The 13,457-nt window shown below is 36.3% G+C and carries 10 protein-coding genes; 3 read left to right on the top strand and 7 right to left on the bottom strand.

From position 1 onward, the window contains the following. Window positions 1-199 precede the first annotated feature (199 nt). The 6 genes from J8281_RS11055 to J8281_RS11030 all read right to left on the bottom strand — a co-directional run bounded on the left by J8281_RS11055 (window position 200) and on the right by J8281_RS11030 (window position 6,250). Window positions 200-859 (bottom strand): alpha/beta hydrolase, encoded by a 660-nt coding sequence (locus tag J8281_RS11055; RefSeq protein WP_210197685.1) that lies wholly within the window; start codon window positions 857-859, stop codon window positions 200-202. A gap of 94 nt (window positions 860-953) precedes the next feature. Continuing rightward, a complete protein-coding gene (locus tag J8281_RS11050; RefSeq protein ID WP_210197684.1) occupies window positions 954-1,283 on the bottom strand; it encodes a DUF4870 domain-containing protein in 330 nt (109 codons plus the stop codon). A 67-nt stretch (window positions 1,284-1,350) separates the two neighbouring features. After that, on the bottom strand, window positions 1,351-2,604 hold the full coding sequence (locus J8281_RS11045; RefSeq protein WP_210197683.1) for a dihydroorotase family protein: 1,254 nt from the start codon (window positions 2,602-2,604) through the stop codon (window positions 1,351-1,353). Further along, a complete protein-coding gene (locus tag J8281_RS11040; RefSeq protein WP_210197682.1) occupies window positions 2,604-4,529 on the bottom strand; it encodes a BatA and WFA domain-containing protein in 1,926 nt (641 codons plus the stop codon). Before J8281_RS11040 ends, J8281_RS11045 begins: the two co-directional genes overlap by 1 nt. A gap of 64 nt (window positions 4,530-4,593) precedes the next feature. Further along, window positions 4,594-5,571 (bottom strand): YitT family protein, encoded by a 978-nt coding sequence (locus J8281_RS11035; RefSeq protein ID WP_210197681.1) that lies wholly within the window; start codon window positions 5,569-5,571, stop codon window positions 4,594-4,596. Between the two features lie 169 nt (window positions 5,572-5,740). Continuing rightward, on the bottom strand, window positions 5,741-6,250 hold the full coding sequence (locus J8281_RS11030; protein WP_210197680.1) for a porin family protein: 510 nt from the start codon (window positions 6,248-6,250) through the stop codon (window positions 5,741-5,743). A 361-nt stretch (window positions 6,251-6,611) separates the two neighbouring features. On the opposite strand from J8281_RS11030, the gene J8281_RS11025 reads away from it, so the two are divergent. Beyond that, a complete protein-coding gene (locus tag J8281_RS11025; protein ID WP_210197679.1) occupies window positions 6,612-8,180 on the top strand; it encodes an FAD-dependent protein in 1,569 nt (522 codons plus the stop codon). Here J8281_RS11025 and J8281_RS11020 read toward each other — a convergent pair. Next, window positions 8,177-9,391 carry an ATP-binding protein gene (locus tag J8281_RS11020; RefSeq protein ID WP_210197678.1) on the bottom strand — a complete coding sequence of 405 codons (1,215 nt, stop codon included), beginning with the start codon at window positions 9,389-9,391 and terminating at the stop codon, window positions 8,177-8,179. The two genes, J8281_RS11025 and J8281_RS11020, sit on opposite strands and share 4 nt — an antisense overlap. 457 nt (window positions 9,392-9,848) lie before the next feature. Here J8281_RS11020 and J8281_RS11015 point away from each other — a divergent pair, with 457 nt between their 5' ends. After that, a complete protein-coding gene (locus tag J8281_RS11015; RefSeq protein WP_246849083.1) occupies window positions 9,849-11,459 on the top strand; it encodes a PhoX family protein in 1,611 nt (536 codons plus the stop codon). 81 nt (window positions 11,460-11,540) lie between these two features. Then, entirely contained in the window at window positions 11,541-13,367 is a 1,827-nt protein-coding gene (locus J8281_RS11010; protein ID WP_210197677.1) for a cytochrome-c peroxidase, read from the top strand. Window positions 13,368-13,457 lie beyond the last annotated feature (90 nt).

Here is a 13,457-nt window from a genome sequence, read left to right as displayed (position 1 = left end):
TTCAGGTTGACGGTCATATCTTATTCTTCATTACGGATATTCAATTAAAATTATATGAATATCAATAATTTAACCTAAACGGTTTGCGTCAAGCTGAATACTAAAACGAGTTCAGCACAGGCTTGTTTCAACTTCTCATCTCGATGTACTGAAAATAAAGGTAATGAGATCCTGAAATGAATTCAGGATGACTTCTCAGTTAAATTTTAAGACGTAACCACTCTTTAAATTGATAAAAGTTTTGTGGTGCTACACCATGACCAACAGGAAATTCATGAAGCTCTGTTTTTATTCCTAGTTTTGATAGATATACTGGGGCTTGTCTTGCCCATTCTACCGGGATCACCTGATCTACGTTACCATGGGAGCAATAGATATGTAGGGTTGAAAAATCCTGATCTTCATGCTTCTCTTTCATAATATCGGTATTAATATATCCACTCAAAGCAATAACGTTCTTTACTTTTTTTGGATAAGATAAAGCAACTGCATAACTTAAAATAGTTCCCTGGCTAAATCCTAGTAAAGTTACATTATCAGGATCGAGAGTATATGCTTGAATTGCTTCGTCAATAAAGTTAGCGATTTTGTCCCGTGATACAATAGCCTGCTCATCGTCACTAAATTTACCACCAGGCGCATCAAAATGAATAGCATACCAGGCATTACCAGAAGGCTGCATGGGATAAGGAGCTCTTACCGAGATAATACATAGTTCTTCCGGAAGCTCGGGTGCAAAAGAGAACAAATCATTCTCGTCGCTTCCATAACCATGAAACATAAAAAGAACAGGAGAATTTTCTTTGGCAATTACAGGTTGTCTTATAATATGATGTAGGGATAGGTTTTTTGTCTGCATGATCGTATTTTATGGGTACTGAAGTTAGTTTTTCTATTTTAATTGTAGATATATGTGACTATCGTGTCGAACAGCTCGGCACAGCATAGAGTTTTTACGAAATAAAAGTAAACCACTGCTGAAAGTATGGACCAAGAAAGGGTACTGGCTTCTGTTCTTCTTTAAGAGCAGTAAGTAGGCCGAATATCCATAAGATAAAAATAAAAATATAAAATGCCAATGATATAGGCCATGAGTCGAAAAAAGTCACCAAGGCCCCGATAACATAAAAAGAAATATGAATACCCAACGCTTGTCTGATATGGAAGCTGGCGAATTGGTTTTTGGTATCATTATTCATAAAAAACGCAATGATAGTTCCTATAATAGTAATGTAAGCTACTATTGCTGAGGTTTTTCCTTGTTTTGCATAATCTGATTGCATAATTCTACTGTGGATTGTATGATTTTTTTTAATTTATTTACTATTGGTCTTAAGTTCGATTAAAAAACTATGCTGTTATCATTTTTCCGTTGGCTACGATACCGTACACAATACCTTTCATCGGTTTATTGATAAAAGCACTATTTTTAGAAGTGGATATCACATGTTCTTTAGAGAAAGTGTAAGATGTATCAGGATTAAAAAGGGATAAATTTGCTGGGTTACCCTCGGCAATACTGAACTCCTGTATATTAAAAATTTGTTTTCCTCGTGTTAGTATTTCGATAGCTTTTTCAGTATTAAATATCCTGTTTATGCATCCAAATGCAGATTCTAAACCTGTTGTTCCGTATGATGCGCTATCAAATTCTACTTTTTTGTGCTCTATATCTATAGGTTGATGATCACTGGTAATCATATCTATGGTGCCATCTTTAACACCTTTAATAAGGGCATCGATATCGTTTTGTGTTCGAAGCGGGGGCAACACTTTGTAATTAGAGTCAAAAGAATGTAGTTCTTCATCAGATAGTGTTAAATGATGTGCTGTCACACTGCAGCTTACCTGTAAACCTTTTTGTTTTGCTTCTCTAATTAGTGTCACAGATTTTGAGGTAGAAATTGTAGGAATATGAAGTTTACCTCCTGTGTATTCTAGTAACGACAGATCACGAATAATTTGCAGTTCTTCGGCGAGAGCCGGAATACCTTTTAACCCTAATAACGTACTTTCTTTTCCTTCATTCATTACACCGTTTCCTGCAATCTTATTTTCTTGTGGAAAAGAAAGCACAAGTCCATCAAAATTTTGAGTGTACAATAAAGCAATTTTCAACAAATTCGGGTTTTCAATGGCTTTTTGGTAATCTCCAAAACCTATAGCACCGGCTTGCTGCATGTCGTAGAGTTCGGCCATATCGACACCCGCTGATTTTGTAGTTAAGGCACCAATTGGGTGTAAAGTTACTGCATGATTTTGTGTCTTGTGAGTAAGATAACCAATAGCTGCGCCTGTATCTATTACCGGAAGTGTATTGGGTTGTACTGCAATATGGGTAAAACCACTTTTAGCAGCAACCTGTAGGCCATGATCTATTGTTTCTCGTTCTTCATAACCGGGTTCACCAAAACTAATGCTACTGTCGAACCATCCCTGTGATACATGCAAATTATCTAATATAACTTCTTCTACGATATCTTGGGTATTGATTGTCGAATCAATAGCTGCAATCGTTCCGTTTTTAATAAGAATATCTACTTTTTGCTGGTGAAAAGGAGAGGTTGGGTCGATTACAGTGGCCGCCTTTAGTAAGAAGTTCATTATAGATATTTTAGTAAAAGAATTTCAAGTAACAGAAATAATAAGGCAAAAATAATAAACCATTTCCAAAGATCATGACTGCTCGTCTCTTCTTTTATGCTTTCAAAAAGTTCTGAAACAGAATCACTTATTTCATATCCTTTTTGAGGTGTAAGATTATAATATTCCATTTCACTTTCAGCGCTTGCATAATTATAACTCACATATTGTATAATCTCATTTTCTCGTTGAACGCTATAAATTCCTGCCTTTGATGGGGTTTTATCTGTAGTAATTTTTACTTTATTGGTAAAACTTTGTTGTAACGGTATACTGGTTTCGAGATCAGACACCAATGATAAAACTCCATCTTCACCCAGAGAAACGGTAACATCATACGAACTGCGTTGCCCGATAGTGTACGAAATATTCGTGAGTTGTAAACTTTGTTTTCCCATGTTATATAAAGTAGGGACTACAAGAGGAGAATTCTTAAAATTAGAATTATTTGCGTTCATGGCCGCTGTAAAGACATAGCAATTCCCTGTTTTATATAAAAATGGTTGACTATCCTCAAACGACAATATGGCATTACTAGCGTCTGTAGTGTAAAAACTAGTAACTTTTGGATACTGAAAATTAGAGATTTTTTTATCAAAAACACCCTTATACAAAGGATGATCAAAGGTTATCCCGGTTATTTTTTTCTCCTGAGTTTTAAATTGCTTCAATTTTTGCCCAGAAAAACTAGTGATGAACTGTTGATAGGATGAGAGATTTCCCTTGCTAGACGGGATTACACAAACAGTTCCTCCCTGATCCATAAAAGCTCGTAGTGCGTTAATTAGCGAAGCCGGAATTTGTTGTATTTCATTAAGAATAAGAAGATTAGCATCGTTTATGGTATTGTAATTGAGTGCGTTTATAGGGTTGCTTTCGAGTTCGAACTCGTCAGGTGTAAAAATATTCTTAAGAAAAGAATCATTTTCTTCATTAATAGCGACTACCTTAATTTTTTTTGGTGCATTTATAGTGAAATACCTCGAATTGTCAAAAGTAATCGTTGGATCCTCTATAATAACTTTACCATTGATTTGAGTACGCTCGTCTAAACGAAATGCTGTTGCCGCAGTACTATTTTCTGGAATAGAAACTGCGGTTTTACCAAGTAATTGGTGATCGTTGTATAGACCGATAGAGACATTATCTGCATTTTTACCTGTGGCACTTAGTAGCACTTTAAGTTGTAGGCTATTATCTTCGTTTCGCTCTAAGAACAAGCTGTCAATCGCAATATTTTGTTTGGTTACCGGTCGCAAGTGTACGAGATCAGTTCTGGTACTTGGGTCTACGGGTAGAGAAAAGTTTTTTTCTTTTTGCTGAAAATCTGAGATCATAACGATACGCCTGATCGTTTCTGAAGATGAAGAGTTCAACAAATTCTTAGCTTTTAAATAAGCTGCATGATAAGGCAACTGATGGGCACTGTAGCCTAATTGAAGCAACTCATTTTGAATATCTTTTTTTGAAACGTTTACAAAGGTTTCTGTATTGGTGAGTAATGAAAATTGTTGCTCTTCATTCAAACTACTTAAGATTTCCTGTACGGCGCGTTTCAAAAGTGGACCCCTGGATCCTTTGGCTTGCATACTGAAAGAATTATCAAGGTAGATTACAGTCTCTACAGGTTTGCCCATAGCATCACCTGCTGCGAAGTAGGGTTGAGCAAAGGCAATAATACTACTAGCCAGTAATAATAAACGCGTAATTAGTGTGACCCATTTTTTGATTTGTGAACTCTTACGGGTCTGTATGGTAACCGCTTTTAAGAACTGAACATTAGAAAAGCGTACCTTTTTAAATCGACGCAGCTGAAAAAGATGTACTATAATAGGAATGATTAGCGCAAAAAGAGCATATAAAATTTCTGGGGATTTAAATTGCATTCCTAATTTAAGTTTTTCAAATATACTATAAGATTTAGTGTTTTGAGATCAAGGGTAAAAAAAATTAATACGCCGTAGGCCTTTTTTTAATCATACCACCTCTGGTATCATTAATGCTGTGCATGATCACAAAAGCCTTGGGGTCTATTTTTTCTATTTCGTTATTGAGTTTACTAATTTCCAGTCGTGTAATAACCGTATAGATAATATCGATATTTTCTAAGTTTTTCTGAATCCCATACCCTTGTTTGCCTTGATAAATAGTAACACCACGTCTCATTTTTTCGGTGATCATTGTTCTTATCTCCTGGTTGTATTCTGAGATTATAGTCACTCCTGTATATTCTTCTATTCCTTCAATAACAAAATCCAGAGTTCGCGATGCAGCAAGATAAGTTAACATTGAGTATAATGCGGTTTCTATGGATAAAAGATAGGCAGCTGCAGAAAAAATGATGATATTAATAATAGTGATAGCATCACCAACTGTTGTTCCTAATTTTTTACTCATAAAAATTGCCAGAACTTCTGTACCATCTAATACACCGCCACCACGTACCGATAAGCCAATACCGGCCCCTAGAAAAAAACCTCCAAATACCGATACTAATAATTTGTCCTGAGTCACTTCAGGAAATTCGACAAAGAATAAAGTAAGTGCTAGGGCAGTTATAGCTATGGTAGCTCGTATTGCAAATCGTCTTCCAATAACTTTCCAACCTAAAAAAATAAACGGTATATTAATAAGTAATAGTAACAACGAAAGCGGTAAGCCCGTAAGTTCTGAAACCAGTAACGAAATCCCTGTCACTCCGCCGTCGATAAACATATTTGGCAGTAAAAAACTTTCAAGTCCAAACGCAGCAGCAATAACACCCATAGTAATAAGCCCCATATCTTTAATCAACGAGATTATTGAAATTTTAAATCGAGCATATTCTTTTTTAAATTGTGAAGGGGTGATATTGGAGACTTGTTTCGATCTTTTCAGTTTTTGTGATAAAAAGGCTTCTATAATTCTTCTTTTCCAAATTGAAGTCATAAGTAAGTACATGTATTTTTATTGCATCACTAAGGATTATATGGTTACCAATTGAATGTGTTATAAAGCTACAGAACCTCAAGGATCATAAGGTAGATTTTAACAAAGTTTTGAGCATTAAAAAAGCGGAAGTAAGTACTCCCGCTTTGCTATATAGGTTGATTATTTTTTAGAAGATACGATATCCTACAGATACTTGGAAAACTGCATTTCTAGTATCGACATCATCTACAATGTCAGTTACACCAATATTATATCGCAATTGAGCAAAAAAGCTGCTAAATTGTGCACCTACACCCACGGCACCACTAAAATCAAAACTTTCTGGATCGCCTATTTCGAAGTCATCATTTACTACAAATCCAAATTGCGGACCCGCATGAATATCAAAATATTCGGTAAGCTTTATCTTTGCTAGAATAGGAACATTTAAATAATCTACATCTAAATCATCTGTACCCTGAGCAGAATAAATAACCTCTGGTGAAATTCCGAATTTATCAGATAAATTTAAATCTACCACAGCACCTAGGTGGTATCCTGTTCTACCATCGGCATCAATATCACCAGTGACATCGGCAAAGTTAAGCCCTCCTTTAAATCCTAAATGTACGCCTTGTGCAGATGAAGTACATGTAATTCCGACAATCGCAATTGCTATTATTACTAGCTTTTTCATAATTGTAATTTTAAGGTTTATTTCGACTCAAAGATATAAACTATAACCTTAAGAAAAGGTTAAATTTATTGGTACTGCCAAAGGGTAGCATACTCCCGAGACCTGCCTCAAAATTAAAAATTGTTTTCAACGAATGCTTCATAGGCTTGCCCCGAGGTAGTTGATACCAGTTCTACTTTAAAATTAGGAATATTCGGCTAAACTGTTAGAGCCCTTTAAACCCTTGTATCATTCAGAATTCATCATTCGTAATTTATAATATGGTGACCTATATGTATTTTGTCCCGTTCTTTTGAAAATTAAAAATTGAGATGCTTGTAATATGTTTTATCTTCGCATTGCAATTCAATATATCCAAATAGTGCAGTACGAACTTAGCATACAAGTTTCACCCAAAGTCGCGGCAAATCCCGAACTTCTCAAAGAAATAGTAGCCAGTAAGAATGATCTACATATTGGTGAAATACAGCATATCAAAATCTTAAAACGTTCGATAGACGCCAGACAAAAGGCAATAAAGGTCAATATAAGGCTTAGGGTTTTTGTAAAAGAAATCTATGTAGAGCAACCTATTGAACTTCCCGAATATCCAGACGTAACTCATAACCAGGAAATTATTATTATAGGAGCGGGTCCTGCAGGTTTATTTGCAGCGTTACGTTGTATTGAATTAGGTTATAAACCCATCGTCTTGGAACGAGGAAAGGATGTACGAAACAGAAGAAGAGATCTTAAAGCCATCAATCAACAGCATCTTGTCAATGAAGATTCGAATTATTGTTTTGGTGAAGGTGGGGCAGGTACCTACAGCGACGGTAAATTATATACCAGATCTAAAAAAAGAGGAGATGTACAACGAATTTTAGAACTTTTGGTAGGTTTTGGTGCTACCGATCAGATTCTGGTTGAAGCTCATCCTCATATCGGAACCAATAAATTACCAGGTATTATTGCTGCCATACGGAATAAAATTATAGAACGAGGGGGTGCTATTCATTTCGATACCAGGGTAGTTGATATTACACTCAAAAATTCTGAAATTTCTGGAGTAGTTCTTAAAGATAAAAGCGTCATAAATGCAAACAAAGTAATTCTGGCAACAGGTCATTCAGCAAGAGATATATTCGAGCTTTTGTATCATAAAAAGATTGCTATTGAAGCAAAGCCCTTTGCTTTAGGAGTACGGGTAGAGCATTCTCAACAGCTTATCGATCAGATTCAGTATAAATGTGAGGCCAGAGGACCCTATTTACCTCCATCACCATATAGTATCGTAAAGCAAATACGCGGCAGGGGAATGTACTCTTTTTGTATGTGCCCTGGCGGGGTAATTGCCGCTTGTGCAACCAGCCCGGGAGAAGTAGTCACCAATGGTTGGTCTCCTTCTAAAAGAGATCAGCCCACAGCCAATAGCGGAATTGTAGTTGAGCTTCGACACCAGGATTTTGAAGCATTTTCAAAGTACGGACCACTAGCCGGAATGTATTTTCAAAAAAGTGTTGAACAACTTGCCTGGAACATAGCGGGACAAACCCAAAGAGTGCCGGCACAACGCCTCGAAGATATGCTACAAGGAAGATCATCGACCACGCTGCCTGTGACCTCTTATCAACCGGGATTAACAGCTGCTAATATGAAACAGGTCTTGCCAAATTTTATATACAAAACCCTTAAAGAAGGTTTTAAAGCATTTGATAAAAGTATGAAAGGATATGTAACCAACGAAGCGGTAGTACACGCTCCAGAGTCACGAACATCATCTCCCGTTCGTATTCCCAGAGATCCAATTACACTAGAGCATATTCAGATAAAAGGATTATATCCCTGTGGTGAAGGTGCTGGTTATGCTGGCGGAATCATATCTGCAGCGATAGATGGTGAAAAGTGTGCACAAGCCTGTGTTAAGGCTATAAAATCTACCGTAGTTTAAGAACATTTTTTAATTGAAAAGTCGAAAGTTGTATATTCTTTCTCTTTAGAGGTAACAGTAATAGATCCACCTAAATTCTCAACTAGTTTTTTTACGGTCGATAACCCTATCCCATTTCCTTTATTACCACTTCTATCTACAGCACCTGCTGTGGTGAAAAGATCAAATATACTATCGAGCTGATTTTCGGGAATACCCATGCCGTTATCTGCTATTCTGAAATAATTAAACTTTTCGTCTGCAGTTGTTTCAATACGAACTATAATTTCGTCTTTGTCATTATATTTAATACTATTTCCTATGAGATTGAAAAAAATTTGTTTAAGCGCCAATTTATTACAATCTAGAATAGGGTCATTTTCAGGAAAATGTATAGAAGATCCCCGTTGAATACTTAACAATTCTACAATTTCATCAAGTAGTTGATTAAGATGAAAACGTTCTGGCTTGTTTTGTACCAAATTCTCACTTTCATAGTGTTCTAACACATCATTGATATAGGTACTCATTGAAAACGATGACGTCTTTATATAATCGAAATATCCCAAACTTTCTTCATCCAGTTTTCCTTCTAGAACTAGTTTTAATAAATCTGTAGTTGTTACGATGTTGGCTAGGGGCATTTTCAGATCATGAGCAATAACCTTGGCAAACTCTCGTAAGGCTTCATTCTTCTTTTTCAGTTGGGTCTGTATTTTTTCAAGATCATTATTTTTTTTGTTAATTTCAAAAAGTATAATAACCTGCCTGGCCAAAGCCTGCAAAGACTCTAGTTGAATTTTGGAAAGCTCTCGTGGTTTGCTATCCATAACACATAATGTGCCTAGCGCAAAACCATCTTTATCGATTAATGGAATACCAGCATAGAAAATTACAGGGTGATCTTCGAGAAAAATTTCAACTGCATTAAAACGAGTATCTTCCCGTGTATCCTTTATAATAAGTGGTTTATCGGGTTCTAGAATGGCATGAGAGCATAAAGAGTTTTTTCTGGGGGTTTCACACATAGTTACGCTTAACCCGGTTTTGGATTTAAACCATTGCCGATCTTTATCGACCAATGAGATTAAAGCCACTTTGGTATCACATAAAAAATTGGCCAAGGTCGTGATATCATCAAATTCTTTCTCAGACTGGGTGTCTAGAATATCTAACGATTTCAAAGCTTCGAGTCTAAATCCTTCATTTATTGGCAATGGGTCTGTTATCATTATGATTGATCATTTTTTAGGATCTGTCAACAATCCTTAATAAAATTAACAAAAAATGAGCACATAAGTGCTGATTTTAGAATATCACGTACAAATTCGGCGGAGTAACCGTAGTTGATTTGGGGTGCTTCTAAGCCCTTAGAACGATAAGAGATAGTATAGTATTGTTTATGGGGTAATTATTCTTAGAATTGATGTTATAGCTATTTAGGCCTAAAATTAAGCAAAAAAACGTAAAACTCAGCACTTTGAAATATATAGTTCTCTAAATTGTATAGAGATCAACGGTCAATACTATCAGATCACTATTCATAATCATTCTAATTATTAACGATAAGGTAATTTGTTAACCTTAGTTTTAGATTATGTTAACGTAATCAAAATTTTGTAGTAACGGTATTCCTTCAAATGACGAATACTTTTATCCAAAATAATTACTCACTAAATTTTGAAACTAATGAATACTTTACGTACTATTTTTTTAAGGATGTGTTTACTATCCTTTGTAACGATAATCTTTATGGGCTGTGAAGACGGAAGAGATGGTTTAGATGGAAGAGATGGGGTAGACGGTGTCGACGGTGCAGATGGAGCAGATGGAACAGACGGCACAGGTGTATCACTTGAAGAATCCATACCTTTAGAAAAATCTGTTGTTTCTAACGATGTCTTTGAGCTCAAAGGTAGTTTCGCTTCCTCTGCAAAATTAGAAATGATCATGACCTCTGCAGACATACTTCCTTCAGACTCGACTTTTGTTTATGGTTCTTATATGGATGGAGCTGCCTTATATCCTTATAAAGAGGGTATTTATGCTTTCATTAATAACTTAGAGCGTGATTATTCTATTGCTAGAATCATGTTGAATTCAGATTTACAACCTTTACAAGGAGATTACATAGTCAACTCTATTGCTACGGCTTTTACAGCGCAATGCTCAGGTTCTTCGGTGACGCAAGAAGAACATGGTTTTGGTCCGCTTTATCTATCCGGTGGTGAGTGGGGTGGAAATGCTAAGGGGGTTTATCGTATTCATCCTTTCCGTTCTGCAGATAATCGTTGGGAGGCTGAACGATTACCTGCTTTAGGCGAGTGGTCAACTGAGAATGCAGTTGTTATCGGTAAAGATGCGTATCCTTCAAAAACCGTAGTATTTATGGGGGATGATGATGGTAATGATGAACATCCAGAAGCCCATTTTGCAATGTATGTGGGATCCAGAGGAGATTTAAATGGTGGAAAACTATATATGCTAAAAGGTACAAACCCTGTAGAAACAGCACCTGGTGAGGGTGGTCAACTTTTTGAAATGGGGATGGCCGAAGGTACGGCGTATGATGTTGAGTGGATTGAGGTAGAAGAGAGAACGCTAGAAGAATTGAACCAAGAAGGTAGAGATTCATTAGCAATTGGTTTTCAAAGAATTGAAGATATCGATTGGAGAAGGGGTTCTGATAATAATAACAGAGAAGTATATTTTAATGTTACAGGTAGGCGAAAAGATGATAAGCCAGATTTAGCAAACAGAGGTACTACCTTTGGTCGTGTATATAAATTAGTACTTAATCGAGACAACCCAACTGGCCCTGCTACCTTAGAAGTAATGATGGATGGGGACCGTGAGGGGGGTAAGGCCGATGGGATGCATTCTCCCGATAATATATTTGTGACCCAAAACTATGCCTACATTCAAGAAGATCCTAATGGCTATGCTGCTTATAATTCAAGCATTCAAGGATATGCTAAGCTATGGCAATTAGATTTAAATACCGGAGCTGTAGCAGAGGTCATGGAATGTAACCAGGAATTTGCAGCATCTGAATTGAAAATTGGAAACACTACCAAATACTGGGAGATCACTGGCATGATTGATGTTACTGATATTATTGGTGCATCAGAACCCACTTTTATTGGAGGTGCACAAGTACATGGTTGGGACTTCGGAGATCAGCCTGAATCTGCAGTGCGGGCAGATGGTGCAAAATTTTACGATCCCACCGCTATAAATGAAGCTTCTGCTGGGCTTGAAGGTTCTTTCTTATTCAAGATCACTGGCTTACCTAGATAAAAATTAAATGGTTACCTACATAAACAAAAAGTTCCCAATTCGTTAGGGAGCTTTTTGTTTATTAAAATTACTTGTTTCGCTATGAAAAGTATATATTTTTTTTTAACAACTTTAGTTTTATGCATCCCGTCTTGTAAAAAGGAAGAAAAGTTAGTAGCATTGACAACTTCTGCGCATAGTGTATCGATGTTCAATAATACAATCCGAAATCATTATTTTAAAACGTTGGATAGTGCTGCTTTTTATATTCAGAAGGTAGATACCCTAAAATCATTAGAAGACAATAAAGCTAACTTTTTAGAAAGCCGAGAATGGTATAAACGTGCAGAGCCTATGCTTATGGCATATGATTATGAGAATTATCTATCCATGAACGCTCCAAATTTACTTAAAGTTGAAATCGAGGATTATCAGGATATCAAAAAAATAGAACCCAAAAGTTACCAGGTGCTTGAGGAATTACTATACGCAGATGAAGCTCCTGATAACAAAGAGCTGTATAGGGTTGCACAATATCTTCAAGTTCGTATTCCCTATATTAGAAAGAATCACATTCTGATCAGACAACAGGACAGACACCATTTAAAAATGGTACGCGATGCCATTGTAAATATTGCAACCAAAGGTATTACCGGCTTTGACTCACCGATGTTGGCAAACTCATTAAATGAAGCTATTTATAATTATGAAACCATTCAAGAGATTCTTGGTATTTATAAAGTAGCTTTTTTGTCAAAAGAGTTATATCAGTCCTGGGTTGAAGAGATAGACAAGACCATATCGATATTAAAATCGGGCAACTTTGACACTTTTGATCGGTATGCCTTTATTAAGAATCATACCAATAGACAATTAGAACTTCTCGAATCGACAGCAAAAGATTGGAATATACAATTAAATACCTCCCGTTCGCTTAATCCATCTTCTACCAATCTTTTTGATAAAGATTTTTTTAATATGGCACAGTTTTCACCCCCACGCTTGCCTGAAATCACCGATGAGCGAGTTACTTTAGGTAAGATGCTTTTCAACGACGAAACCCTTTCAAGTACAGGAAGCATTAGTTGTGCTACCTGTCATCATAAAGACAAAGCTTTTACTGATGGTTTAAAAAAAGCTAGAGGTATTAATAACATAGAATTAAAACGAAATACGCCTACCTTATCTTATGCTGTTTTTCAGCATTCATTCTTTTATGAGGGTCGTGCTTCCAGTTTAGAAGGTCAAATTGTAAATGTAGTGAATGATAAAAACGAATTTCATTTGGATCTCAATACGATAGAGCAGCGTATTCAATCGAATCCTGAGTATGTAAAGCAATTCGATTCTTTTTATGATGGAAATATGTCAAATCGTACGATACGCCATGCCATAGCCACCTATATTCGAAGTTTATCTCCTTTTGATTCTAAGTTTGACAGGAACATGCAAGGTCATGAAAATACGATGACTGATAAAGAAATTTTGGGTTTCAATCTATTTATGGGAAAAGCAGCCTGTGCGACCTGTCACTTTCCACCGGCATTTAATGGCACAGTGCCCCCAAAATACCTGGAAACTGAATTTGAAAACCTGGGAGTTCCTAAAAATGCAAGTTTTGAACATCCGGTATTAGATGACGATCCTGGTCAATATTATCCATATGAAGTAGAAGAAAAACGTAACTTTTTTAAGACATCAACTGTTCGAAATGCAGAGTTAACAGCACCTTACATGCATAATGGAGTTTATAGTAGCTTGGAAGAGGTGATTAAATTTTATAATGTAGGTGGCGGACAAGGAATGGGATTAGATGTACCTTATCAAACCCTCCCGGCCGATTCATTGAAGTTAACAGACAATGAATCTGAGGCGCTAGTTGCGTTCATAAAAACATTGAATGATAGACAGTTTGAGAAAGGCGATTAAACCTCGTTTACTTTTGCCTTTCTGGTCGAGCGGAGTTGGAATCTTGTCAATGACCCTAAAAATAACTTTTCGACCTTGAAAGAGATGACC

Source organism: Aquimarina sp. U1-2, from assembly GCF_017897595.1.
Lineage (GTDB): Bacteria > Bacteroidota > Bacteroidia > Flavobacteriales > Flavobacteriaceae > Aquimarina.
The sequence above is the reverse complement of the archived record's forward strand: the minus strand, read 5'-3'. Positions and strand labels throughout refer to the sequence as shown.